The organism is Pseudomonas acericola (SeqCode) (assembly GCF_053456465.1).
On record NZ_JBRFJB010000007.1, the window covers coordinates 172,937 to 198,851 of the forward strand.

20 protein-coding genes and 1 pseudogene are annotated in these 25,915 nt (G+C 60.8%); 8 read left to right on the forward strand and 13 right to left on the reverse strand.

Annotated features, from left to right (window positions below; genetic code table 11):
* Positions 1-8: 8 nt before the first annotated feature.
* The 3 genes from ACU688_RS23380 to ACU688_RS23390 are packed head-to-tail and all read right to left on the reverse strand — an operon-like array spanning position 9 to position 1,763.
* On the reverse strand, positions 9-278 hold the full coding sequence (locus tag ACU688_RS23380) for a phosphopantetheine-binding protein (RefSeq protein WP_017738895.1): 270 nt from the start codon (positions 276-278) through the stop codon (positions 9-11).
* Positions 256-1,068, reverse strand: a complete 813-nt coding sequence (locus ACU688_RS23385; protein ID WP_207041235.1) for a lysophospholipid acyltransferase family protein — start codon at positions 1,066-1,068, stop codon at positions 256-258. Before ACU688_RS23385 ends, ACU688_RS23380 begins: the two co-directional genes overlap by 23 nt.
* The gene (locus ACU688_RS23390; protein WP_448186534.1) at positions 1,047-1,763 is read right to left on the reverse strand and encodes a beta-ketoacyl synthase chain length factor; all 717 of its coding nucleotides are present in this window, start codon (positions 1,761-1,763) and stop codon (positions 1,047-1,049) included. The genes ACU688_RS23385 and ACU688_RS23390 overlap by 22 nt, the downstream gene beginning before the upstream one ends.
* Positions 1,764-2,111: 348 nt before the next feature.
* Between ACU688_RS23390 and ACU688_RS23395 the strand changes: the two genes are divergently transcribed.
* The gene (locus ACU688_RS23395; protein WP_448186535.1) at positions 2,112-2,882 is read left to right on the forward strand and encodes a ParA family protein; all 771 of its coding nucleotides are present in this window, start codon (positions 2,112-2,114) and stop codon (positions 2,880-2,882) included.
* 446 nt (positions 2,883-3,328) lie between these two features.
* Positions 3,329-3,538 carry a DUF6124 family protein gene (locus ACU688_RS23400; RefSeq protein WP_448186536.1) on the forward strand — a complete coding sequence of 70 codons (210 nt, stop codon included), beginning with the start codon at positions 3,329-3,331 and terminating at the stop codon, positions 3,536-3,538.
* Between the two features lie 99 nt (positions 3,539-3,637).
* Here ACU688_RS23400 and trxC read toward each other — a convergent pair whose 3' ends face one another.
* On the reverse strand, positions 3,638-4,072 hold the full coding sequence (gene trxC / locus ACU688_RS23405) for a thioredoxin TrxC (RefSeq protein ID WP_448186537.1): 435 nt from the start codon (positions 4,070-4,072) through the stop codon (positions 3,638-3,640).
* 223 nt (positions 4,073-4,295) lie between these two features.
* Here trxC and ACU688_RS23410 point away from each other — a divergent pair, with 223 nt between their 5' ends.
* Complete coding sequence (locus ACU688_RS23410; protein ID WP_448186538.1) at positions 4,296-4,592, forward strand: type II toxin-antitoxin system HigB family toxin; 297 nt, start codon at positions 4,296-4,298, stop codon at positions 4,590-4,592.
* Positions 4,589-4,990, forward strand: coding sequence for a helix-turn-helix domain-containing protein (locus ACU688_RS23415; RefSeq protein ID WP_448186539.1), 402 nt, complete (start codon positions 4,589-4,591; stop codon positions 4,988-4,990). The genes ACU688_RS23410 and ACU688_RS23415 overlap by 4 nt, the downstream gene beginning before the upstream one ends.
* Before the next feature lie 5 nt (positions 4,991-4,995).
* On the opposite strand, the gene selO is transcribed toward ACU688_RS23415, so the two are convergent.
* The 5 genes and pseudogenes from selO to ACU688_RS23440 form a co-directional block, all read right to left on the reverse strand.
* Positions 4,996-6,459, reverse strand: coding sequence for a protein adenylyltransferase SelO (gene selO / locus ACU688_RS23420; protein WP_448186540.1), 1,464 nt, complete (start codon positions 6,457-6,459; stop codon positions 4,996-4,998).
* A gap of 48 nt (positions 6,460-6,507) precedes the next feature.
* Positions 6,508-9,846 carry a mechanosensitive channel MscK gene (gene mscK, locus ACU688_RS23425; protein ID WP_448186541.1) on the reverse strand — a complete coding sequence of 1,113 codons (3,339 nt, stop codon included), beginning with the start codon at positions 9,844-9,846 and terminating at the stop codon, positions 6,508-6,510.
* 49 nt (positions 9,847-9,895) lie between these two features.
* Positions 9,896-11,638, reverse strand: a complete 1,743-nt coding sequence (locus tag ACU688_RS23430) for a potassium/proton antiporter (RefSeq protein ID WP_448186542.1) — start codon at positions 11,636-11,638, stop codon at positions 9,896-9,898.
* A 242-nt stretch (positions 11,639-11,880) separates the two neighbouring features.
* Complete coding sequence (locus ACU688_RS23435; RefSeq protein WP_448186569.1) at positions 11,881-12,753, reverse strand: methyl-accepting chemotaxis protein; 873 nt, start codon at positions 12,751-12,753, stop codon at positions 11,881-11,883.
* Between the two features lie 30 nt (positions 12,754-12,783).
* Positions 12,784-13,506: pseudogene (locus tag ACU688_RS23440) on the reverse strand (MCP four helix bundle domain-containing protein); the annotation flags it as partial.
* 266 nt (positions 13,507-13,772) lie between these two features.
* On the opposite strand from ACU688_RS23440, the gene ACU688_RS23445 reads away from it, so the two are divergent.
* Positions 13,773-14,003 (forward strand): hypothetical protein, encoded by a 231-nt coding sequence (locus ACU688_RS23445; protein WP_448186570.1) that lies wholly within the window; start codon positions 13,773-13,775, stop codon positions 14,001-14,003.
* A complete protein-coding gene (locus ACU688_RS23450) occupies positions 14,000-14,293 on the forward strand; it encodes a cell division protein ZapA (protein WP_124525485.1) in 294 nt (97 codons plus the stop codon). Before ACU688_RS23445 ends, ACU688_RS23450 begins: the two co-directional genes overlap by 4 nt.
* On the opposite strand, the gene ACU688_RS23455 is transcribed toward ACU688_RS23450, so the two are convergent.
* Both ACU688_RS23455 and putA read right to left on the reverse strand, forming a co-directional pair.
* On the reverse strand, positions 14,290-16,092 hold the full coding sequence (locus tag ACU688_RS23455) for an acyl-CoA dehydrogenase (protein WP_448186543.1): 1,803 nt from the start codon (positions 16,090-16,092) through the stop codon (positions 14,290-14,292). The genes ACU688_RS23450 and ACU688_RS23455 overlap by 4 nt on opposite strands.
* Positions 16,093-16,258: 166 nt before the next feature.
* Positions 16,259-20,212: a trifunctional transcriptional regulator/proline dehydrogenase/L-glutamate gamma-semialdehyde dehydrogenase gene (putA, locus tag ACU688_RS23460; RefSeq protein WP_448186544.1), complete on the reverse strand. Its 3,954-nt coding sequence runs from the start codon at positions 20,210-20,212 to the stop codon at positions 16,259-16,261.
* A gap of 461 nt (positions 20,213-20,673) precedes the next feature.
* On the opposite strand from putA, the gene putP reads away from it, so the two are divergent.
* Positions 20,674-22,158, forward strand: coding sequence for a sodium/proline symporter PutP (gene putP / locus ACU688_RS23465; RefSeq protein WP_124525489.1), 1,485 nt, complete (start codon positions 20,674-20,676; stop codon positions 22,156-22,158).
* A 90-nt stretch (positions 22,159-22,248) separates the two neighbouring features.
* Here the strand turns inward: putP and ACU688_RS23470 are convergent, their stop codons facing one another.
* Positions 22,249-22,638: a hypothetical protein gene (locus ACU688_RS23470; protein WP_448186545.1), complete on the reverse strand. Its 390-nt coding sequence runs from the start codon at positions 22,636-22,638 to the stop codon at positions 22,249-22,251.
* A complete protein-coding gene (locus ACU688_RS23475; RefSeq protein WP_448186546.1) occupies positions 22,628-23,575 on the reverse strand; it encodes a hypothetical protein in 948 nt (315 codons plus the stop codon). The genes ACU688_RS23470 and ACU688_RS23475 overlap by 11 nt, the downstream gene beginning before the upstream one ends.
* Positions 23,576-23,909: 334 nt before the next feature.
* On the opposite strand from ACU688_RS23475, the gene ACU688_RS23480 reads away from it, so the two are divergent.
* Complete coding sequence (locus ACU688_RS23480) at positions 23,910-25,913, forward strand: type VI secretion system Vgr family protein (protein WP_448186547.1); 2,004 nt, start codon at positions 23,910-23,912, stop codon at positions 25,911-25,913.
* Positions 25,914-25,915 lie beyond the last annotated feature (2 nt).

Here is a 25,915-nt window from a genome sequence, read left to right on the forward strand (position 1 = left end):
GTACGGTCTCAAGCTGCCTGTCGGGCCGTGACGAACGCCGCAAGGCTGGCCACGTTGGTGAAGTGATTGCGGGTGTCCTTGGCGTCGGCATCTATCTTGATGCCGTACTTTTTCTGGATCGCCAGGCCCAGTTCCAGGGCGTCTACCGAATCCAGGCCCAGGCCTTCGCCGAACAGGGTTTGGTCGCTACCAATGTCGTCGACGCTGATGTCCTCAAGGCCCAGGGCCTCGATGATCAGCGTCTTTATGTCGTACTCAAGGCTGTTGCTGTCGCTCATCTTCGGCGAGCTCCTTAATAAAATAGTCATGCAGGTAATCGTTGAGCTTGCGTGAAGCCTGGGGCGCGGGCCCCAGTGTGGCGAACGCCTGTGGTTCTATATCGGCACCCACGCGCAAACTGAAGTGAAAGCGACGTTTGGGGATGCGATACCAGGGCTCGGCCTTGGTCAGGGTAGTCGGGCTGACCTTGATCACCACCGGGGTGACGATTGTCGCACCGCGCAGTGCAATGGCGGCGCCCCCGCGATGAAAGGCGGGCGCCGCGCCGGGCGTGGTGCGGGTGCCTTCGGGGAAGATGATCAGGGTCTGGCCGTCGCGCAGGGCGTCGGCGGCGGCGTCGAGCATGTCGGCGCTGCCGTCATTGCTGATATAGCCGGCATCGCGCACCGGGCCACGCATGAACGGGTTCTGGAACAGGCTCTGCTTGACCACGCAGTTGGTCTGGCGCATCAGGCCGATGAGGAACACCACGTCGATCAGCGACGGGTGGTTGGCCACGATCATCTGCCCCGGGCGCCCGAGTTTTTCCGCACCTTCGACGCTGTAGGTGAGGATGCCCAGGCGGTACATCAGGCGAATGAAAAACCAGAACAGGCAACTGATGGTGTGGCGCGCACGCCGCTGATGCTGCTTGGCATCGCCCGGCAGGCAACTGAGCAGCGGGAACACCAGCACGCGCAGGCCCAGCCCGCCGATGCCAAACACCAGGAAGCTGATGGCCGTGGCGAACAGGCGCCAGTAGTAGGCCTGCCGTGGCTTGTCGGTGGTTACTTGCGTTGCCAGTTCCATACGCGGTTCTTCCAGGCATGTTGGCAGGCACCCTGCTCGGTGAGCAGGGTGCGCAGCAGGTTCAGGGCGTGGGGCCACTGGGCTTGAGTGGGTTGGACAGTGGCGGCAGTGAGATCCAGTTGCCACTCGTCGCCCGGCGTCAGCAGCAGGCCGAGGGCGTAGGGGAACGGCACATCCTTGATCCAGCTGGCGTAGGCCTCGGGTGGCTGTTCTTCGGTGATCACCAGCAACACGGCCGGGGCGCCTTCGTTGAGCAGCGCGGCGGCTTCCAGCAGGCCGTGTTCCAGGCCGTCGCCGGCTGCGGCGAGGGCGGTCATTTCGCTGGTTTCATTGCGCAGGATCGACCACAGGCCAATCACCGCGTTATGCACCGACAGGCTGAACTGGGTCGGCGACAGGGGCTGGTCGTTGGCCAGGTCGCTGAGGATGTCGAGGGTGCGCGGGGTTTCGCCATGCCGGGAGATGAACACCAGCGGCAAATCCTGCAGGCCGTCGGCCAATGGCCAGCCGACGCTGAACGCCATGCGTGCCAGGCGGCTCAGGCGGCGGCGCTGCATGGCTGGCAGAAATGACACGTCGGGGCAGGCGTCGCTGGCGGGAATGACCACTGGGGCCTTGCTCCAGGCCAGCCAGTCTTGCGCGCTGTCGAGCCCTGGAGCCCAGGCGCGCCATTGGGCGATGTTGAAATTGATCACTGAGAGGTTATCCCGCCCCTGCGGGCTTCCATGTGCGGCCGTTGGCCCCGAATACCGGGACAGGGAACAATGGCCGAATGGCGCGCATTATCCCGGTGCTGCGGGCTTCTAGCAAACTTTGGTAATGAATTGTTCAAGGTTGATTACAAATGGCTTGGAAAGATTTACAGATTGTCCGCTACCCGGGATCAGATTGGATTGTCAGATCGTTCTGTTTAATTTGTCGGTGGTAGATGACAGTCAGCGCTTCAATCGCCTGTGATGCTGTAGTGCATGGATGAACAAGGTAGCTAACAGGCGCTTTTGCCCTCTACACTCGGGCATTCATTGATACACGGAGGTTTTTCCATGCGGCGTGTGGTGTTCAATCAGAAAGGCGGCGTTGGCAAGTCCAGCATTGCCTGCAACCTGGCGGCGGTCAGCGCCAGCGAAGGCTATCGAACCCTGTTGGTGGACCTCGATGCACAAGCCAACTCAACCCAGTACCTCACCGGGCTGACGGGCAACGACATCCCCATGGGGATCGCGGATTTTTTCAAGCAAACCCTGTCTTCCGGGCCGTTTTCGAAGAAGAACAAGGTGGATATCTACGAAACGCCCTTCGACAACCTGCACGTGGTCACCGCCACCGCCGAGTTGGCGGACTTGCAGCCCAAGCTTGAGGCCAAGCACAAGATCAACAAGCTGCGAAAGCTGTTGGACGAGTTGAGCGAAGATTACGACCGGATTTACCTGGATACTCCTCCGGCGCTGAACTTCTATGCAGTTTCGGCGCTGATTGCCGCTGATCGCGTGCTGATTCCCTTCGATTGCGACAGCTTCTCGCGCCAGGCGCTGTACGGCCTGCTGGCTGAGATCGAAGAATTGAAGGAGGACCACAACGAAGGTCTTGAGGTGGAAGGCATCGTGGTCAACCAGTTCCAGGCCCGCGCGACGCTGCCGCAGCAGATGCTCGATGAATTGATTGCAGAGGGTTTGCCGGTGCTGCCGGTGTACCTGGCCAGCTCCGTGCGCATGCGTGAGTCGCACCAGGAGAGCAAGCCGCTGATCCACCTGGACCCACGGCATAAGCTGACCCAGCAGTTTGTGGAGTTGCATAACTTGCTGGAAAACGCGTGATCTCGAATGCCACACCATTCCCCTGTGGGAGCTGGCTTGCCTGCGATAGCTGTAGTGAATTCAACACTGTCATCGCAGGCAAGCCAGCTCCCACATTTTTTTGCATTCCAGAACGGGATTTGGATATGTCCTACTGATGCTGTAGGACAGCTCTGGCAATAGGGATTGAGCCTTGTATCGTTGCCTACGTGTACGCCAGAATCCGCCGGCTTGTGCGTCTGGAGGGGTGTCTCTTAAGGTTCTCGGGCCGCTGAATTCTCAGTGGTCGGGTTTAGTAGCCCCATCAGACGACAGCATGTGCAAGGCTCCAAAATCTTATGGTAGCTGTGCGCAGGGCACCTTCGGGTGCGCCGGTTTTGCTTTCGTTCCCGGTCTACTAACCTGCGTACAGCTGCCGCCCTCGTTTAGTAGCGAATAGGTGGTGGCCCTATCAGAGAACGAAAAGCATGTTATTCACCATAACCCCCAATCTGCCCACCGAAACCCTCGTCCTCAACAGCTACGAAACCTTCTCTTCCGTGCGCACCCTGCTGCTCAACCTGTCCAACGACCTCACCGGCGAACACCGCGACGTGGCCTTGGCCATCCATCAATTAAGCGAGCTAGGGGTACTGCTGGTCGGCCAGATGATGGACCGCGAAGCCCCACTGGCCTAAATCTGCAATGCGGTCTCTGTGGGAGCTGGCTTGCCTGCGATAGCTGTAGTGAATTCAACACTGTCATCGCAGGCAAGCCAGCTCCCACATTTGACCGAGTTAAACGCCCTGGCTGCGTAACCACGCCATCAACTGCGGCAGCGGAAACGCCCCACTCTGGCGAGCCACTTCGCGGCCGTTCTTGAACAGGATCAAGCTAGGAATCGAACGAATCCCCAACTGCGCCGACAGCTGCTGATTGGCCTCACTGTCCAGCTTGGCCAACCGGCACTTGCCCTCCAACTGCCCAGCCGCCTGCTCAAACACCGGCGCAAACGATTTGCACGGCCCGCACCAGTCGGCCCATACATCCACCAGCAACGGCAAATCGCCCTTGATCTGGCTGGCGTAGTCGTCTTGCTTCAGTTCGAAAGGCTTTTTTAACAACACCGGCTGCTTGCAGCGCCCGCACTTGGGCGCGTCGCCCAGGCGTTCGCCGGGGATGCGGTTGAGGCCGTTGCAATGAGGGCAAGGGATGACGAGAGGTTCGGACATGGCGGGCTCCTGGAAATGGACAATGGGCTCTATTTGGAGTCGGCGAGGATGTTTATCAAGGTATGGAGATGGCGACTCATCCGCTCACAGTTTCGCCGGTGTTGATCCGGGAGCGTCTGTCTAGGCTGTTGAGGGGCGCCATTGGTCTGTTTGCGAATATAGCAAATTGCGATATTTGCAGGTCAGGTTTAACCTTCATAGCAAGATGCGATAAGGATGTTGCATGCGAGTGATCAGCGAGAAAAGGATCTGGGAAGCAAAGGAAAAGTGGCCGCGTTCAGCAACAGCGTTGGATCAGTGGTATCGGATCGTGAAGCGAAATTCCCCCAAAGACTTCGCAGCGATGAAAGCCATGTTTCCCGCCACGGATAAGGTTGGAGAGTTTCATGTGTTCGATATTGGAGGCAACAAACTGAGGTTGATTGCTGGCGTGGAGTATTGGGCGCAGCGTATTTACATCAAGCATCTGCTTGATCACCGCGAGTATGAGAAAGACAAATGGAAGGAGAAAATCCGATGAGCGCGCTTATGCGAGTAGCGGCTGAACACTGGCAATTCGTTTCGCCAGTGTTGCGCAAGCCGGAGAACGAGGCAGACTACGACGCGCTGGTATGTGGTCTGGACGAGCTGTTGAGCATGATCGGTGAGGACGAGGACAGTCCGCTGATGAGCTTGGTGGACATCCTCAGTGACTGGATCGAAGCCTACGATCATGAGCATCGCCCAATGCCCGTCGCCAGTGGTGTCGATGTGCTGCGCTACATGATGCGCGAGCACAACCTTACTCAGAGCGACCTGCCGGGCGTCGGGGCGCAGTCGGTGGTTTCAGAAATCCTAAGCGGCAAACGCCAGCTCAACATACGGCAAATACGTTGGCTGGCTGAACGCTTCGGTGTTTCAGTCGAAACCTTCATCTAGAGGTTTCACGACGAACAACTAATCTCCAAATGCTTACCCCAATCCGGCGGCCGCTGCGCGTACTGCTCCATCCCCGGTTGTTCCTCAAACGGTTTGCTCAGCACCTCATGCAGCCGCCGCACTTCACTGTAATCCCCGGACTCGGCAGCAGTGATGGCGTTCTGCGCCAGGTAGTTGCGCAGGATGTACAGCGGGTTCACCGCGTGCATCCGCTCGCGGCGCTGTTCTTGGCTGTAATCGCCATCCCGTTCTACGCGGGCCTTGTACAGGTCGGCCCAGGCATCAAACCCGGCCATGTCGACAAAGTCATCGCGCAACTTCGCCACGGCCAGCGCCGACGACTCATCCCCTAGGCGGCGGAAGAACAAGGTGTAATCCACGCCACTGTTCTGCATCAGCTTCAACAGGCGCTCCACCAGCTTCTGGTCATCGTCTTCGGCGGTGGTGAGCCCCAACCGGCGGCGCATCAAGTCCAGGTAATTGGCCTGATACAACGGCAGGTACAGCCCAAGCGCTTCCTTCAACGCATCCACGTTGATAAACGGCGTCAACGCCTGCGCCAGTGCGCTGAGGTTCCACTGCCCGATCGGCACCTGGTTGCTGAAGGAGTAGCGCCCTTCATGATCGGAGTGGTTGCAGATGAAGTGCGCGTCAAAGTCATCGAGGAATGCAAACGGCCCGAAGTCGAAGGTGATGCCCAGGATCGACATGTTGTCGGTGTTCATCACGCCGTGGCAGAAGCCATAGGCCTGCCACTTGGCGATCAACTCGGCGTTGCGCTCGACGATTTCGCGGAACATCGCCAGGTACGGCTCAGGCTGCTCGCGACATTCAGGGTAGTGAAGATTGAGTACGTGCTCAGCCAACAGCGCTTGCTGCTCGGGCTTTTTGGTGTAGTAGAAATATTCGAAATGCCCGAAGCGGATATGGCTCGGCGCCATGCGCAATACCATTGCGCCACGTTCCTGCTTCTCACGCCACACCGGGGTGTCGGAGCCGATCACGCACAGCGCACGACTGCTCGGGATGCCCAGCGCGTGCAGGGCCTCGGAAGCGAGGAACTCGCGGATCGAAGATCGCAGCACCGCACGCCCATCGCCCATGCGCGAGTAAGGCGTTTGCCCCGCGCCCTTGAGGTGCAGGTCCCAATGTTCTCCGGCGGCGTTGTACACCTCGCCCAGCAGCAACCCGCGACCATCACCGAGCTGCGGCGTGTAGCCGCCGAACTGATGCCCGGAATAGACCATCGCCCGTGGCTCCGCTTCTGCCCACAGCTTGTGCCCGCCGAACAGCTCGGCAAATACCGGCGTTTCGGCCACGGCTGGGTCGAGGTCGAGCAGAGCCATGGCGGCCTTGCTCGCCACGACCAGGCGCGGGGCGTCGAGGGGTTCGGGCAGTACGTGGGTTGAGAACGCGTCGCCCAGGCGTGCGAAACGGTTGTCGAAGGTCAGTTCGTCGAGGGCTTTCACCGGCCATCTCCAGCAGAATGTCCGAGCATTCTGCTGGGGATAGCGCGGTTAGTCGAGTTTGCTCGGCGGTGGCTCGGTGACGCCGCCGTCGTTGGCGGGCTTGGCCGGGCTGTCCACTTCCACCAGTTTGTATTCCTGGCCGTGAAGGTTCTTGAGGTAGACCTCCATCTGGCGGAACGAGATGTTGATGTGGTGGTTCTTGAACTCGCGGTTGATAAAGCGGTTCACCTCGTCGATCACCGGGTTGCGGTCACCAAGGTCGCGCACGTGCATGCGCAGTTCATGGTCGAGGGTGCTTTCGCCGAAGTTGAGGAAGTACACGTGGGGTTCGGGTTCTTTGAGGACGCGTGGGTTTTCCCGGGCGGCCTTGAGTAACAGTTCCTTCACCAGATCCAGGTCTGAGCCGTAGTCCACGCCTAGTTTCAGGGTGACACGGGTGATGGTGTCGGTCAGCGACCAGTTGATCAGTTGCCCGGTAATGAACGTCTTGTTGGGGACGATGATGTCCTTGCGGTCAAAGTCGGTGATCGTCGTCGCGCGGATGCGGATCTTGCTCACCGTGCCCGACAGGTTGCCGATGGTGATGGTGTCGCCGATCCGCACCGGGCGTTCGAACAGGATCATGATGCCGGAGATAAAGTTGGCGAAGATCTCCTGCATGCCGAACCCCAACCCCACCGACAGCGCCGCCACCAGCCATTGCAACTTGTCCCAGCTCACGCCGAGGGTGGACAGCGTGGACACAAAACCGACGCCGGCAATCACGTAGGACAGCAACGTGGTGGTCGCATACGCGCTGCCCTGGGCCAGGTCCAGCTTGGACAGCACCAACACTTCCAGCAAACCGGGCAAGTTGCGCGCCAGGGCGAAGGTGATGCCGATGATGATCAGGGCCCCGAGCAGGTCGCCGATGCTGATCGGCACCATGCTGATATTGGCGCCCGTGCCGCTGGTGTATTCGTACAACGTGATGTTGTCCAGATACGAAAACACCGAGATCAGGTCCGACCACACCCAGTACAGCGCTGCGATAAAGCCGCCGAGCAAAGCCAGGCGGATCAGGCGCATGGACTGTTCGTTGACCTGTTCGATGTCCAGGGTCGGCTCTTCGATCACCGCTTCGCCGTCGCCGGCCTCCTTGGCCGCCTGGCGTTTGGCCAGGGCGCGCGCGTAGGCCAGGCGCCGGGCGGCAACGCCCAGGCCACGCACGAAGGTGGCTTCGATCACCAGCCAGAACATCAGCAGGTACAGGGTGTTGATCAAGCGGTCGCTGAGCTTGAGCGCGGTGTAGTAGTAGCCAAAACACACGGCGATAAACAGCGCGATGGGCAGGGCGGTAAACAGCACACCCACGGCTTTGCGGAACAGCGAGGCCTTTTCGTGGGCGGGGCTGTGCAGCAACAGGCGGCCTAGCAACCAGGCCATTAGCGCGTAGCACAGCAGCACCACGCCGATGCCCAGCACGTCGTCGGCCAGCGCCGCCGGTTGATGCTCGGCGATGGCCACCACGGCCACCAGCGCCAGCACCACCAGGCCGAGCTTGCGCACCCAGCCTTGGAGGAATTCGACCTGGGGTTTTTCCCAGCGGAAGTGCAACTCGGCCACGCCGCCCGGCGCGAGAATGCGATAGGCGGTATAGAACACCATCCACGCCTGGGCGATTTGCAGCAGCGCCGCGCCGAGGTTGGCGTTCTGCCCACGGGCGTCGATCTGCAACGCATAGCCGCACAGCGCCAGGCCCAGGGACACCGGCATCGCCAGCAGGATATTAATGAGGATGGCTTGTGGTGTGTGCCACTGGCTGTCGCGCTTGAAGTGGCCGATGTCCTGGTGGACTTTGTTCAGGCGTTGATAGAGGTTTTTACGCCGCCACAGCAGCGCGCCAATCAATAACAGCAGCGGCAGGAACAGCAGCGGGCGCTGGGTCAAACCGTCGTAAAGCTCGCTGACGCTGGACGCCCACGGCAGGGTGGTGACCTGCTTGCTCAGGTGCGCCGGCACGGTTTCCAGCCACTCGGTGTCCAGCGGCTTGTTGCTGGGGATCCAGAACATCTGCTCGTCGAGCGTCGCGCGCAGCGTGGTGGCGGTGCTGAGCAATTGTTTCTGGTTGAGTTGCAGTGTGATCGATTCATTTAGCAACGCGCTCAGCTCACGGCTCAGGCGCTCCAGCAGGTCGCTGCGGGTGATCGCCAGTTCCAGCAAGGTGCGGCGCAGTTGTGGGGTGACGTCTTCCGGCGCCTGGTTGGCCAGCAGGTTATCCACATAGGTGCTCGGCGAGCTGATCAGTTCGCGCTGCTGATTGACCTCGAACTGGTACAGGCGAATGTTGGCGATGTCGTCCGCGAGGTCGCGGTCCACGGTGAGGCGCGGCAGGGCCTGTTTCTGTTTATAGAGGATCTTCGACAGCAGCAGGCTGCCCTTGAGCACGTTGATCTGCTCGTCCAGGGCGGCGTCGCTCTGGGTCACGGTGTCCAGTTGCTGCTTGGTTTGCAGGTTTTTCTGGGTCAGGTCGTTGAGGCGGTCGGTGCTTTTGAGCAGGTAGTCGGACAGTTTCAGGTTGGCCGCGCTTTCGGTCGCGAGCAGGCTGCTGCCGCCGGCCTTTTGCGCTTCGATGGACTGTTGCGTCACCGTTTGTTGCGATTGCGCCAGGCGTTTCTGGTTGATCAGGGTTTGCAGGTCCTGGATCTCTTGTTCCAGGCGCGCGGTTTTTTCCACCACCAGGTCGTGCTGGCTGTTGCCCAGGTCTTGCAACTGGCTGTTGCCGGCCAGTTCCTGGCGGCGCAGGGGGATCAGCGCGTTGAGGGCGGCGAGTTCGGCGTTGAGTTGGTTGCGCTGGTCGCTGCTGAGGGTTTTACCGTTGTCTTTGCCGGCCTTGAGGATCGAGTTGATCTGCAGGATGCGCGTCTGGCTGCTGCTGATTTCGGTTTGGGCGCGTTCGGGGCGGGTCTGGGCGGCGATGGTCAGGCTGTTGGCGTCGGCCAGGTCTTTTTGCAGGTCGCCTTGCTGGGTGGTGCGCTGCACCAGCAATTGCTCCAGCTGCGGCACCGGCAGGCTCGCGTAGCGTTGGGCCACCGGGACGACTTTGGTGGCCTTGAGCCGGGTCAACTCGCGCTGGTTTTCGGCGGTCTGGCGCGGCGCGTCTTCCAGCTGGCGCTTGAGGTCCGCCAGGCGCTGCTCGTAATCCTGCTTGTTGCCCAGGTAGGTCAGGGTCTGTTGCAGGATGGTCTGCAACGCCTTCATGTCGGCGTCTGGCAGCTTGCGGTCGGGCAGCTTGTCCAAAGATTGCTGGATAGCGTCGGCGCTGGGCGGGTCGGCCGCGTGGACGGTGCCGACACAAAGGGTCAGGCCCAGCAGGGCAGTGGCGAGGAACGTGCGCAGGATTGGCATAGAGACCGGTCGTGCAAGGTGAAGAATCGGGGCGTTGTCGCCCCGCAGTTTAGAGGAAGAGTCCGGGACCCGGGCGACTTCCTTCGGGGAATCTGACGCCCACTTTGCCGATCTTGTTCCCGTCCATGACCGCGACGGTCCAGATGGTGTTGTTCCACTCCACCTGGTCGCCGACGATGGGCGCGCCGCCGACTTTCTGGGTGATGAAGCTGCTCAGTGGCATATCCGGGTCGATGCCTTCCAGCTTCAGCCCGTACAGGGCGGAGACTGCGCCCAGCTGGGCGTCGCCTTCCAGGACGAAGTCACCGAAGAAGCGCAGGTCGAGGCCGCGTTGCGGCGCCTGGCTGAACAGTTTGCCCAGGGCCGGCAGGTTGTGTTCGTGGCCGATCACACAGAGCAGGTCGCCGACTTCCAGCACCGTACTACCCGACGGATGGAGCAGTTGCTGGCCACGGAACAGCGCGGCGATCCGCGTGCCTTCGGGCATTTTCAGTTCACGCAGGGCGGCGCCGATGCACCATTTTTCGGCGCCGAGGCGGTAGACGAACAGCTCCCACTCGCTGGTGACGTGCACTTCCAGGGCGGCACGGGAGATGGGCGCCGGGTCAGGCGGGACGGTCACCTTGAGCAGCTTGGCCACCCACGGCAGGCTGGTGCCCTGTACCAGCAGCGAGACCAGCACGATAAAGAACGCCAGGTTGAAGTACAGCTGCGCATGGGGCAGGCCGGCCATCAGCGGGAACACCGCGAGAATGATCGGCACCGCGCCGCGCAAGCCCACCCAGGCGATAAAGCCTTTTTCGCGGCCGTGGAACGCCTTGAAGGGCAGCAGGCCGACCATCACCGACAGCGGCCGCGCAAACAGGATCATCCACAGCGCCAGGCCCAGGGCCGGCAGGGCAATCGGCAGCAAGTCATGGGGCGTGACCAAAAGGCCCAGCACGAGGAACATGCCGATCTGCGCCAGCCAGGCCATGCCGTCGAGCATATGCAAAATGCCATGACGGCTGCGCACCGGGCGGTTGCCGATCACCAGGCCGCACAGGTACACGGCGAGGAAGCCGCTGCCGTGCAGGGCGTTGGTCACGGCGAAGACGAACAGGCCGCCGGCGATCACCAGGATCGGGTACAGGCCGGTGGCCAGGTTGATGCGGTTGACCATTTGCAGCATCAGCCAGCCGCCGCCCAGGCCGACGACGCCGCCGATACCGAATTCGCGCACCAGGTGCGTCAGCAGGCTCCAGTGCAGGCCGGTCTGGCCGCTGGCGAGCATGTCGATCAGGGTGACGGTAAGGAACACCGCCATCGGGTCGTTGCTGCCGGATTCGATTTCCAGAGTGGCGGTCACCCGTTCGTTGAGGCCCTTGCCGCCCAGCAGCGAGAACACCGCTGCGGCGTCCGTAGAACCGACGATGGCGCCGATCAGCAAGCCCTGGATGATATTCAGGTCAAACAGCCAGGCCGCCGCCATGCCGGTGAGGCCGGTGGTAATCAACACCCCCACCGTGGCCAGCGACAACGCCGGCCAGAGTGCCACGCGAAAACTCGCCACCCGTGTGCGCAGGCCGCCGTCGAGCAGGATTACAGCCAGTGCGAGGTTGCCCACCAGGTAGGCGGTCGGGTAGTTGTCAAAGATGATGCCGCCGCCATCGACGCCGGCGACCATGCCCACGGCCAGGATGATCACCAGGATCGGGATGCCCAGGCGGGACGAAAGAGAACTCACCAGAATGCTCGCACTCACCAGCAACGCGCCGATCAAGAACAGGCTGTTGATGGTCGTCGCATTCAAAGGCAGTACTCCATGGGCAAACAGGACGGGGCGCAAACTGACCATGCAGTCTGCGTGCCAGCGATTCTAACCTGTTGAATTGCTGCGCTGTCAAAAGCTTTAAAGGCGTGCATCGATCTAATGTGGAAGTGATCCCTGTGGGAGCTGGCTTGCCTGCGATAGCGGTCTGCCAGTTAACGAGATGCAAGCTGGCCCACCGCTATCGCAGGCAAGCCAGCTCCCACAGGGGATCGGCGTCGGTTTCAGAGGCGGAAACGGCCCACCATCCCATTCAAATCCACCGCTAAGCGCGACAGCTCATTACTCGCCGCACTGGTCTGGCTGGCCCCCGTCGCTGATTGCACCGACAGGTCGCGGATGTTCACCAGGTTACGGTCCACTTCTCGCGCCACCTGCGCCTGTTCTTCCGCCGCGCTGGCGATCACCAGGTTGCGCTCGTTGATCTCGACAATCGCGGTGTTGATGGTATCCAGTGACAACCCCGCGCCTTTGGCGATGTTTAGCGTCGATTCCGCACGCTCGGTGCTGTTGCGCATCGAATCCACCGCATGTTCGGTGCCGGCCTGGATGCTGCCGATCATCCGCTCGATCTCGCTGGTGGACTGCTGGGTGCGATGGGCCAGGGCGCGCACTTCGTCGGCGACCACGGCAAATCCACGGCCGGCTTCACCGGCGCGGGCGGCTTCGATGGCGGCGTTGAGGGCCAGCAGGTTGGTCTGGTCGGCCAGGCCGCGAATCACGTCCAGCACCTTGCCGATATCCCGCGACTCATTGGCCAGGTCGCCAATCAGCGTGGCGGTGGCTTGCACATCGCCGCTCATGCGTTCGATGGCGCTGACGGTCTCTTGCACCAAATCGCGGCCGTCACCGGCGGAAGTGGTGGCGTGGCGCGAGGCTTCAGACGTGCTCACCGCATTGCGTGCGACTTCTTCCACGGCACTGGTCATCTCGTTGACGGCGGTGGCGGCTTGTTCGATCTCGTTATTTTGCTGGGTCAAGCCACGGGCGCTTTCGTCGGTGACGGCGTTCAGCTCTTCGGCGGCCGAGGCCAACTGGGTGGCGGAACCGGCGATGCGTTGCAGGGTGTCGCGCAGCTTGTCCTGCATCTTGGCCATGGCGGCCAGCAGACGCCCGGCTTCGTCGTTGCCGTCGACCTTGATCGGGCGCGTCAGGTTGCCTTCGGCGACTTCTTCGGCCGCTTCCAGCGCTTGGGCGATCGGCAGGGTGATGCTGCGGGTCAGTAGCCAGGCGAACAATACCGTCAGTGCCGTCGCCAGTACCAACAAGCCCACCACCAGTTTGAAGGCCAGGTCGTACTGGTCCTTGGCTTCTTGGTTGGTGACCAGGGCCATTTTGTTGTTGATGTCCAACAGGCGCGCCAACACCGCGTTGACCTGCTCGGAGTTATTCAGCAGTTCGGTGTTGATCAGGGTGCGCAGCTCTTCCACCTGATTGGCCCGCGACAGGCTTTTCATGCGTGTCTCAATCTGGCGGTACTGGCCGAGCAGGGTGACGTACTCGTCGTAGGCGGCGCGCTCTTCGCGGCTGTCGATGAGTTTTTCGTAGATGGCCTGGGCGGCACGGATCTGCTGGTCGCGCAGTTCGAAGGTGTCCAGGGTCTTTTGCTGCACATCCGGCTCGCGGTTGGTCAGCAGGCGGTATGACAGCACGCGCAGGCGCAGGGTCAGTTGGGTGAACTCGTCGAGGGCGCGAATGCTCGGCACGCTGGACAGGGTGATGTCTTCGGCGGCGCCGCGAATCTTGCTCATCTGGTTCAGGGCGAACACACCGAGAAACAACATGAGCGCGCCGATAAACGCGAAGCCCAAAAAGGCGCGCGGCGCGATATTCATATTACGAAGGGACATGCTGGAATCCTGGGGAGAAGCGCGATCCGTGCGGCCATGAGAGGGGGGATGCTTCTCTATCGGTCGTACGACTAAAGTCTAAAGGGGGGCGTGCGTTTTTGTCGCATCCGATGAGCTTCAGGAACCAGATCGGCGAATTGCAGTCACTAAGGCTCGAAAGTGCGGCCCGGCCCATAAAAATCGGGCTGCGCGCCGGGGATAACCCTGGCATCCGAGGTGAATTTTCTTTATCGTCACCGCCCTTTGAAAAAGCCCGAGAAATCAAAATGTTAGAAGCATCCCTCAGCCAATTGGAACAACTGGTCAGCGACCTGGTACAGCAAAATCAGGATTTGTTGGGCAGCAACGAATCCCTCAAGGCCGAACTGGCCCGCGCCAAGGATGAGAACGACAGCCTGCAACTGAGCCTGATGGAACAGGAAGAAAAACAAGGCGCGACCGTTGCGCGTATTCAAGCGCTGGTTGAGCGCGTGAGCGCAGGTCCTGTCGGCGCATGAATGAAGGGATAAAGGTCGTTTCGATTCTCGGAGAGGATTACTCGATCAAGGCGCCAGCGGGGGAAGACAAAACCCTGATGCACGCCGTGACCATGCTCAAGGCCTCCCTGGCCACCACCAAGAAGAAGTATCCGACGTTGATCGGCGACAAATTACTGGTGCTGGCGGCGCTGAACCTGTGCGCCGAGCAGATCGAAATGCAGCAGGCGCACCAAGAGGAACTCGACCGTTACCAAGAGCAAGTCAGCGCCACGGTCGATGTAATTTCCAAGGCGATCGGACAGCCTTAGAACCATTCTTCCTGCATCGCGAGGCACGTATCATCGCGTGCCTCCAGAATCGCCAGTTCATGATGGCAGCCCGGTACTTCCCAGGTCAGGAAGTAGCGGGCGGCCTGGAGCTTGCCTTTATAGAAGGCCGCGTCGGCCGCATTGCCCTTGGCCAGCCCTTCTTCGGCGCGAATCGCTTGCTCCAGCCAGCGCCAGCCAATCACCGTATGCCCAAACACCTTCAGGTACAGCGCCGAGTTCGCCAGGCTGCTGTTGACCTTGCCCTGGGCGAGATCCGTCAGCAGGCCAATGGTCACGCTTTGCAGGCGGTTGACCAGGTGCTCCAGAGGTTCCCGTAGCGCGGTCAGCGACGGGTATTCCTGCGCCCGGGCGCCGGTTTCGGCGATCAGTCTGATGAGTTGTTTCAAGCCCGCGCCGCCGTTCTGCGCCAGCTTGCGCCCCAGCAAGTCCAGGGACTGGATGCCGTGGGTGCCTTCATGGATCGGGTTCAGGCGGTTGTCGCGGTAGTACTGCTCCACCGGGTACTCGCGGGTGTAGCCGTGGCCGCCAAGGATCTGGATCGCCAGTTCGTTGGCCTTGAGGCAGAACTCCGACGGCCAGGATTTGACGATGGGCGTGAGCAGGTCCAGCAGTTCGTGGGCTTGTTTGCGCTCGGCTTCGGTGGCCAGGGTGGTGGTGTCGTCGAACAGGCGCGCGGCGTACAGGCCGAGGTCAAAGGCGCCTTCGACGTAGGCTTTTTGCGTGAGCAACATGCGCTTGATGTCGGCGTGCTGGATGATCGATACCGGCGCGGTCGTAGGATCTTTGCTATCCGGCAGGCGACCCTGCGGACGTTCGCGAGCGTATTCCAGTGAATACAGGTAGCCGGCGTAACCCAGCATCACCGCGCCCATGCCCACGCCGATACGCGCTTCGTTCATCATCTGGAACATGCAGCTCAAGCCCTGGTGCGGCTTGCCCACCAGATAGCCGATACAGTTACCGTTATCGCCGAAGTTCAGCGCCGTGGACGTGGTGCCACGCCAGCCCATCTTGTGGAACAGCCCGGCCAGCAACACATCGTTGCGCTCACCCAGGCTGCCGTCGTCGTTGACCAGGAACTTGGGCACGATAAACAGCGAAATGCCCTTCACCCCGGCCGGCGCATCCGGCAGCTTGGCCAGCACCATGTGCACGATGTTTTCCGACAACGGATGGTCGCCGCCGGAGATGAAGATCTTGTTGCCCTTGAGTCGATAGGTGCCGTCAGCCGCCGGTTCTGCGCGGGTACGAATATCCGACAGCGAAGAGCCTGCGTGGGGTTCGGTCAGGGCCATGGTGCCGAAGAAACGCCCGTCGATCATCGGTTGCAGGAAGCGTTGTTTCTGCTCCTCGGTGCCGAAGCTTTCAATCAGGTTGGCGGCGCCCATGGTCAGGAACGGGTAGGACGTGGACGCGGCGTTGGCCGATTGGAAATGCGCGAAACAGGCCTGGGAGAGCAGGGTGGGCAACTGCATGCCACCAGCTTCGAAACTGCGCGCGGCGTTGAGGAAGCCGGCTTCGAGGAAGGCATCGACGGCCGGCTTGACCTCGGGAATCAGGATGGCTGCGCCGTTTTCGTAGCGCGGTTCGTTTTCGTCGTTCTTGCGGTTATGGGGGGCGAAGTACTTTTCGGCGATGTTTCGAGCGGTGCTGATCGCCGCGTCGAAGGTTTCCCGATTGTGCTCGGCAAACCGCTCGCGCTGGGTCAGGCCCTCGGCATCGAGGACTTCGTACAGCTCGAAAGCCAGATTGCGGGAACTGAGCAGCGTCTCGGACATGGCGGCTTACCTTTAGAAAAGTATGCCGCAGTCTAGGAGTGCTGATAAAAACGGGGAAGGAAGATAGATGGGGGTGATGGGGCGGCACAAGTTGCAAGCTTCAAGCTACAAGTAAGAGCGCGATGCTTTTACTTGCAGCTTGTAGCTTAAAACTTGCCGCTGCTGGTCAGCCGATAGTCATCAGGCTAGCGTTACCGCCCGCCGCCGCGGTGTTAACGCTCAACGCCCGCTCGATCACCAGACGCTCCAGCGCAATCGCCGTCTCGCCTTGGGACAAACCATGCACCCCGACAATCGCGCCACTGCGCTGCGCCACTTGCTGGCACACCGCACGCAGTTGATCGGAATCACCGTGGTGCAGGACCGCGTCAAACACCACGTCGTCCTTGGTCCAGTCAGCCACACGCTTGATCTTCGCCTGAATCTCTTTAGGCAGGCGTGGGAACACGGCCTTGGTCAAGTCAGTCTCTGGCCATACCGCCGAACCGCCTACCGCCAGCACAGCGGCCAGTTGGGTCAGCAGATCGCTATCCACGTCCGCCAGGCACAATACGTGCTCGCGGGGCAGGATCGCGTAGCTGTTGCGCTCGCCGGTCGGGCCAGCCAGTTGGCGGGTGATACCGCTTTGCGATTGTGCGGCGAACTGGTCGCACAGGGCGCTCAGGTCGCTGAGCTTGTTGCTGTCGGCCCAGGTTTTCAGGGCAGTCAGCGGTTGGCTCATGGCGTCACGCAGGCGCAGATCCGGTGCGGCCAGTTTGTCGCCCCGTGCGAAGGATTGCTCGATGGCATCCGTAGGACGAGTCGAGAGCAGACGGTACAGGTACAGCGGACCACCGGCTTTCGGGCCAGTACCCGACAGGCCTTCGCCGCCGAACGGCTGCACACCAACCACGGCGCCGACGATGTTGCGGTTCACGTAGACGTTACCGGCATGGACGTTGTCGATCACCTTGGCGATGGTCTCGTCGATGCGGGTGTGCACGCCCAGGGTCAAGCCGTAGCCCGACGCGTTGATCTGGCCGATCAGTTGGTCGATCTCTTTGCGCTTGTAGCGCACCACGTGCAGCACTGGGCCGAAGATCTCGCGTTGCAGTTCGTCGAAGCTTTCCAGTTCGATCAGGGTTGGCATCACGAAGGTGCCGCGCTTGATCTCTTCGCCGTCGGCAATCGCCACTTGGTACACATTGCGGCCTTTGTCGCGCATGGCCTGGATGTGCTTCTCAATACCCGCCTTGGCTTCGGCGTCGATTACCGGGCCGATGTCCACCGACAGGCGCTCCGGGTTGCCCAGACGGCATTCCGCCATGGCGCCCTTGAGCATTTCGATGACGCGGTCTGCGGAATCTTCCTGCAAGCACAGTACACGCAGGGCCGAGCAGCGTTGGCCGGCACTGTCGAAAGCCGAGGACACCACGTCGATGACCACTTGTTCGGTCAGCGCGGAGGAGTCGACGATCATCGCGTTCTGGCCGCCGGTTTCGGCGATCAGTGGAATCGGTCGGCCCTGGGCATCCAGGCGCCCGGCGACATTGCGTTGCAGCAGGCGCGCCACTTCGGTGGAGCCGGTGAACATCACGCCTTTGACGCGATCATCACCCACCAGGCGCGCACCCACGGTTTCGCCCTGGCCCGGCAGCAATTGCAGCACGCCTTCCGGGATGCCCGCTTCCAGCAGGATGCGCACGGCTTGTGCAGCAACCAGCGGGGTTTGCTCGGCCGGCTTGGCCAGTACCGGGTTACCGGCGGCCAGTGCCGCGGCGACCTGGCCGCTGAAGATGGCCAGCGGGAAGTTCCACGGGCTGATGCAGACCACCGGGCCCAATGGGCGGTGGGCGTCGTTGGTGAAATCGTTGCGTGCCTGCACCGCGTAGTAGCGCAGGAAGTCCACGGCTTCGCGCACTTCGGCAATGGCGTTGGCGAAGGTCTTGCCGGCTTCACGGGCCAGCAGGCCCATCAGCGGTTGGATCTCGCCTTCCATCAGGTCGGCGGCGCGCTCCAGAATCGCAGCACGCTCGGCGGGCGGCGTGGCCTGCCAGATCGGGCCGGCGTTGATGGCGCATTGGATGGCGTTATCCACGTCTTCGACGGTGGCTTCTTGCACGTGGCCGACCACATCGCGCAGGTCGGATGGGTTCAGCACCGGCGCGGCGGGTTGATTACTGGCAGCGCAACCGAGCATCGGCGCGGCTTTCCAGTTGTTGTGCGCCGTTGCCAGCAGGGCGCAGGACAGCGACGCCAGGCGGTGTTCGTTGGCCAGGTCGATACCGGCCGAGTTGGCGCGTTCGCTGCCGTACAGGTCGCGTGGCAATGGGATGCGCGGGTGCGGCAGGCCGAAGCCGCCTTCCAGCGTGGCCATTTGCTCAATGCTGGCCACTGGATCGGCTACCAGTTCCTGAATCGAAATGGACTGGTCGGCGATGCGGTTGACGAACGAGGTGTTGGCGCCGTTTTCCAGCAGGCGACGCACCAGGTAAGCCAGCAGTGTTTCGTGGGTGCCGACCGGAGCGTACACGCGGCACGGACGGTTCAGCTTGCCATCGGAGACCTTGCCTACAACCTGCTCGTACAGCGGTTCACCCATGCCGTGCAGGCATTGGAACTCGTACTGGCCAGGGTAATAGTTCTGACCGGCGATATGGTAGATGGCCGACAGGGTGTGGGCGTTGTGCGTGGCGAACTGCGGGTAGATGACTTCCGGCACCGACAGCAGTTTGCGTGCGCAGGCGATGTAGGAAACGTCGGTGTAAACCTTGCGGGTGTACACCGGGTAGCCTTCCAGGCCTTCGACCTGGGCGCGCTTGATCTCGCTGTCCCAGTACGCGCCTTTTACCAGGCGGATCATCAGGCGGTGGCGGCTGCGGCGCGCCAGGTCGATGACGTAGTCGATTACATACGGGCAACGCTTCTGGTAAGCCTGGATGACGAAACCGATGCCGTTCCAGCCGGTCAGTTGCGGCTCGAAGCACAGGCGCTCAAGCAGATCCAGGGACAGTTCCAGGCGGTCGGCTTCTTCGGCGTCGATGTTCAGGCCGATGTCGTATTGCTTGGCCAGCAGGGTCAGCGACAGCAGGCGCGGGTACAGCTCGTCCATCACACGCTCGTACTGCGCACGGCTGTAACGCGGGTGCAGGGCCGAGAGCTTGATGGAGATGCCCGGGCCTTCATAAATCCCACGGCCGTGAGAGGCTTTGCCGATGGAGTGAATGGCTTGTTCGTACGAGGCCAGGTACTTCTGTGCGTCGTGTTCGGTGAGTGCGGCTTCACCGAGCATGTCGTAGGAATAACGGAAGCCCTTGGCTTCGAACTTGCTCGCGTTGGCCAGGGCTTCGGCGATGGTTTCGCCGGTGACGAACTGCTCGCCCATCAGGCGCATGGCCATGTCGACGCCCTTGCGGATCATCGGCTCGCCGCTCTTGCCGATGATGCGGCTCAGGGACGAGGTCAGACCCGCTTCATTATGGGTGGCGACCAGTTTGCCGGTCAGCAGCAGGCCCCAGGTGGCGGCGTTGACGAACAGCGATGGGCTGTTGCCCAGGTGCGGCTGCCAGTTGCCGGTGCTGATCTTGTCGCGGATCAGCGCGTCGCGGGTGCCTTTGTCCGGGATGCGCAGCAGCGCTTCGGCCAGGCACATCAGCGCCACGCCTTCCTGGGACGACAGGGAAAATTCTTGCAGCAGGCCCTGAACAATACCGGCACGGCCGCCGGCGCTCTTCTGGTTACGCAGTTTTTCGGCAATCGAGGCGGCCAGCTTGTTGGTGGCTTCGGCCATCGGTGCTGGCAGGCGAGCCTGCTCGATCAGCATTGGCACTACTTCCGGCTCAGGGCGACGGTAAGCGGCGGTGATCGAAGCGCGCAGTACGGATTGCGGCAGGATGCTCTCGGCGAACTCCAGGAAGCACTGGTGGGCGTGGTCGGTCTGCACCTCGCCTGCGTCGTCAGCGTCCTTGCTGCTCAAGCCATTGAGTTCGGTCAGGGTTGCACCACCCTCCAGTTTCTCCAGGTAATTGAAAATCGCCTGCTTGATCAGCCAGTGCGGCGTGCGATCAATGGAGGTCGCGGCAGCCTTCAGGCGTTCGCGGGTCGGGTCGTCGAGTTTGACCCCAAGGGTGGTCGTAGCCATTTTCTTATCCTCATGGGTGCCACTACCGAGTGGCATCAGCTGGCGGCAAGATTAGCTTTGCCCATGCAGAGGTGCAACCGGGTGCAACCCTTTTTATGCATGAAATTTTCAGGGGTGCTCATGAAAAAAACGGGGCCTCAACGGAATCCGCTTCACGTTGGTGCATTTACTTCTGAGATCGGCTGTTCTTGCTCCGAAAAGGAGCAAAAACGCGGTGTTTTCTGTAATTGGTACATGGGTGCAACTTATTCTCAAGAAACTGGTTGCACCTTATTTGCTTTGTTGAATAGCATTCGCGCACCAAGGTGCAACCACCTCCACGAGTCGGTTCATCGGCTGACGGCTTTCCTGGGGAAACGTCAGTCATAAATGCGCGGCACGCAGTTACGTCTACCTACTTGCAGTGGGTGGCCGTCTGACAGACCGCCGCTACATAAAAACAAAGCCAGGGCGTCACTCATATGAGCGTAAGTAATCCAACCCTGATCACGTTTGTGATCTACATCGCAGCAATGGTGCTGATTGGCTTCATGGCCTATCGCTCCACCAACAACCTTTCCGATTACATCCTCGGCGGTCGCAGCCTCGGTAGCGTGGTCACGGCTTTGTCGGCCGGTGCTTCGGACATGAGCGGCTGGTTGTTGATGGGCTTGCCCGGCGCGATCTACATGTCCGGCCTGTCGGAAAGCTGGATCGCCATCGGCCTGATCGTCGGTGCTTACCTCAACTGGCTGTTCGTGGCCGGTCGCCTGCGGGTACAGACCGAACACAACGGCGACGCCCTGACCCTGCCGGATTACTTCTCCAGCCGTTTCGAAGATAAAAGCGGCCTGCTGCGGATCATCTCCGCCGTGGTGATCCTGGTGTTCTTCACCATCTACTGCGCCTCCGGCATCGTCGCCGGTGCCCGCCTGTTCGAAAGCACCTTCGGCATGTCCTACGAGACGGCGCTGTGGGCCGGTGCTGCTGCGACTATTGCCTACACCTTCGTTGGTGGTTTCCTGGCAGTGAGCTGGACAGATACCGTACAAGCCACGCTGATGATCTTCGCGCTGATTCTTACGCCGATCATCGTGCTGCTGGCCACCGGTGGCGTTGATACCACCTTCCTCGCCATCGAAGCGAAGAACCCTGACAACTTCAACATGCTGAAAAACACCACCTTCATCGGCATCATTTCGCTGATGGGCTGGGGCCTGGGTTACTTCGGCCAGCCGCACATCCTCGCGCGCTTCATGGCGGCGGACTCGGTGAAGTCGATTGCCAAGGCACGTCGCATCTCCATGACGTGGATGATCCTGTGCCTGGGCGGCACCGTGGCGGTGGGCTTCTTTGGTATTGCTTACTTTTCGGCGCACCCGGAAGTGGCGGGTCCCGTGACCGAGAACCACGAGCGTGTGTTCATCGAACTGGCCAAGCTGCTGTTCAACCCGTGGATTGCTGGCGTGCTGCTGTCGGCCATCCTGGCAGCGGTAATGAGCACCTTGAGCTGCCAATTGCTGGTGTGCTCCAGCGCGCTGACCGAAGACTTCTACAAAACCTTCCTGCGCAAAAACGCTTCCCAGCTTGAGCTGGTATGGGTCGGCCGCCTGATGGTGTTGCTGGTTGCGCTGATCGCCATCGCCATGGCTGCCAACCCGGAAAACCGCGTACTGGGCCTGGTGAGCTACGCCTGGGCCGGTTTCGGCGCAGCGTTCGGCCCTGTGGTGCTGATCTCGGTGATCTGGAAAGGCATGACCCGCGATGGCGCACTGGCCGGTATCCTGGTCGGCGCTATCACCGTGATCGTGTGGAAACACTTCGAACTGCTGGGCCTGTACGAAATCATCCCGGGCTTCATCTTCGCCAGCCTGGCGATCTACTTCGTGAGCAAGCTGGGCGCACCGACTGCGGGTATGGTCGAGCGTTTTGATGCGGCGGAGAAGGACTACAACCTCAACAAGTAAAATTCGCCTGTTGAGTTGAGAAAACGGCCCGCGTCCTTTGGATGGCGGGCCGTTTTTTTTGGGGGGGGCTGGAGGTGAAAATGCGCCGGGTTACAGGCTCAGTTGATCGCTGAAATGAAAGATCATCGCACTCACTGCTCCGATTAGCCCGATAAGAGCTGTTCCGTGAAGGGCGAATTTCAGGCTGCGGGGAAACTCTGCGACTTGTTTTACGTTGATGACACCTCGTCTTGCATTCCACCTCGGTAGCGCAATTGCTACATAGACCGCACACAGTCTGGATAATCTTCCTCGTAGGCTGTTGCCCAAAAGACGTTTGTAATTGGTCAGGAGGCTGCATTGGTCCAAGCGCCGCTCCATCGACTCCAATTTTCGATAGGCCAGAAAGATGTCAAGCGAGACAGCTAGAAGCATTGAGGCTGCCGAACCCAATGCTATTTGGTCTTTGGTAGGGAGGTTAAGTATGTACTCAATACTCATACAGTACCTCTCCGGCGGCTGCGCCAACCTCGCTGCCCCAATTGCCGAAAGCCGCGCCCATTGCGCCGCCTGCTATCAAAAGGCAGCTCAGGGCGAGCGGCCCGGTTGTCGGAGCCATTACCGCTATACACAAGCCCATTCCCATCTGGCCTCCAATGATTCCTCCTGCTACACCAAAGGTTAATTTACCGGCTTCCACATACTTCGCTTTTCGGCATTGCTCCCCTCTCCCGGTAGAACACGCCTCCTTGATCTCCAGCGCCGTCGCTGTCGTACTCAACGCTATCCCCAACGGCGTGCCGTGTTTAAGCAGCTTCGCCGTCTTCGAAATTTTGGCAATCGTTTCTGCGTATCGATTTATCTCCCCGGTGTGCAAATAGCTCCTGGTCGAGATCCCCAGCATCTTCTTGATCGAACCTTCATTGCGCAGGCCCGTGCCATACCGCGCAAAGCTGCGCATTTGCGCTTCCAGCTTGGCAAACAGCACTTGGCGGCGAGCCAGGAAATCATCTCGCGCTGCGCCACCGCCCCGACGTAGCGATTGCTTATGCAGTGCCTCAATTTCATCGAGTGTTTTCACGATTTCCTGCAAATGCCGACTCCAGGCATCCCCTGCGGTACCGATCCCCAGCGAAGCGTACCCAAGCAGCTGTTGCAGCAAATCATAGTTCTGCAACGCAAAGGCATCCCCACCATGAGCCATCACGCTATGGCGAATATCCCAAGCCGCGCACATCAGGCGTGACTCCTCCGAGGTGCGGGCGGCAACCGTCTCGTCGCCCATGATCACCAGTTGCCCGGGCAGCACCACCACATTGCGGATATGGGTGTTCAGCGCGTCAAACTTGGCTTCGGCGTGCTTGCTCAATCGCAAACTCGCCTTGAGTTCCACGGACGTTTGTTGCCGGTGATTGAGAAAACCGTAGGGCTGGGGCATCACAAGCTCCCCCGCGATTCGGTGTAAAGATGACCTGCCATGAACACATTCCTTTTGCATGAACATGGCTGCGAAATTTAATCAGTCGTCTGGTAATCGTCGTGGTTGTACAGGGGGGAATTTGGGGTGGTTTTTTGAGTTTGGGAAACGGGCTACACAGCGATGAAAGGCTTCCGTAAGACGCCTGTATTTTCAGGCTGAAAACCCACGCAAGAATGAAGAGGCGAAAAGCAAACCCCTGCTGTAAGGATTTACTGATTTGTTTGCGCTGTGATCAGCAGGGCAAATGGCTGAGGCACTATCCCCCGCCCACTCCTTCGCAGAGAAACACCGGATGTTCGCTCCTGCCAATCAAAGTGCCTTCAACCTGACCCTGGACGGGGTCGCCAGTGACCTCAAGGTGTACCGCTTCAACGGTACCGAAGCACTCAGCCAACCCTATTGTTTTGACCTTGAACTGGTCAGCGAACAGCCCGACATCGACCTCGAACGCCTGCTGCATCGCCCGGTGTATCTGGGCTTCGACGACCAAGGCCATGGCGTCCATGGCCTGGTCTACCGCGTGGCGCAAGGTGATTCCGGGCGGCGCCTGACGCGTTATCAGCTCAGCCTCGTGCCACAACTGGCCTACCTGGCACACAGCAGCCAGCAACGTATTTTTCAGCACCTTACAGTGCCGCAGATCGTGGCGCAGGTGCTGGTGGGGCAGGGCATCCAGAGCGACCGTTTTGCGTTTCACTTGAGCGGCACCTACCCCGAGCGCGAGTACTGCGTGCAGTTTGGCGAGACCGATCTGGCGTTCGTCCAGCGCCTGTGTGCCGAGGCGGGTATCCACTATCACTTCCAGCATGCGGCCGAGCGCCACCTGCTGGTGTTTGGCGATGACCAGACGGTCTTTGCCCAGGCCGGGCAGCCCACGCCTTATACCCCCGGCTCCGGGATGGTCGCCGACACGCCGGCGATCAAGCGCTTCGCCGTGCAATTGGAAACCCGCGCCACGGCGCTGAACCTGCGCGATTACGATTGGCACAAGCCGCGCCTGGCGCTGGAAAACGTGGCGGCTAGCGAGCAAGCTCCGCGCCTTGAGGTGCAGGATTATCCCGGCCACTTCAGCGACCGCGTCCATGGCAAGTACCTTGCGCAACGTGGCCTGGAGCGCCGGCGCAGTGACTATCAAATCGCCCGTGGCAGTGGCGACGAACCGGCGCTGGCCTGCGGCCGTTTCATGCGACTCGCCGGCCACCAGCGTGAGACCTGGAATGATTTGTGGCTGGTGACCCACGTTGTCCACGAGGGCAAGCAGCCCCAGGTGCTGGAGGAAGCGGTCACTGAGCCGGCAGGTGGGGATTTTCGCCAGGGTTATCGCAACACCTTTGTCGCGGCGCCGTGGGATGTGATCTTTCGCCCGCCATTGCCTGAGCGCCCCAGCATTTCCGGCTATCAGAACGCGGTGGTCACCGGCCCCGCCGACAGCGAAATCCATTGCGACGAATACGGCCGGGTCAAAGTGCAATTGGCCTGGGACCGCAACGGCGAACACAACGACCATTCCAGTTGCTGGCTGCGGGTGGCCAGCGGCTGGGCCCATGACCGCTATGGCGCGGTGCTGATCCCGCGCGTGGGCATGGAAGTGCTGGTGGGTTTCGTCAATGGCGATATGGACATGCCCTTGGTGATGGGTTGCCTGCCCAACGCGGCAACACCTATGCCCCTCGACTTGCCGGCAGACAAGACCCGCAGCACGTTCCGCAGCCAAAGCAGCCCCGGTGGTGGTGGCTACAACGAGTTGCGCATCGAAGACCGCAAAGGCGCCGAGGAAATCTACCTGCGCGCCCAGCGCGATTGGACCCAGCACGTACTGCATGACCAGCAGGTGCAGGTGGATAACCAACGTCGAGTGCGAGTGGGTGGCGAATCCCATCATGAGCTGCAAGGTGAAGAACAGCGCATCACCCACGGCAACCGCCTGACCGAACTCAAGCAGGACGATCACCTGGTGGTTGGCGGCTCCCAGCAGACGCGCGCCGGGCGCATCATTCAGATCGGTGCGGGGCAAAGTGTGGTCATCGATGCAGGCGCGTCCGTGACGATTCAAGCGGGTGGCCAGTCGATCACGTTGTCGGCGGGCGGGATTTTCAGCAGCGTGCCGATCCAGGTTGGTGGTGCGCTTGTTGCGGCCGCTGCGCCGCTGATGCCGGGATTGAAAGAGACATTATTGGCGGTCATGCCCGCGCCGTTGAGCCGCGCGCAAGTGGCCAGCCTCAAGCGCAGCGCGCCGTTTTGCGAAGAATGCGAGCGCTGCAAGAACGGCCTGTGCGCCAACCTTGAAAGGATCTAGTG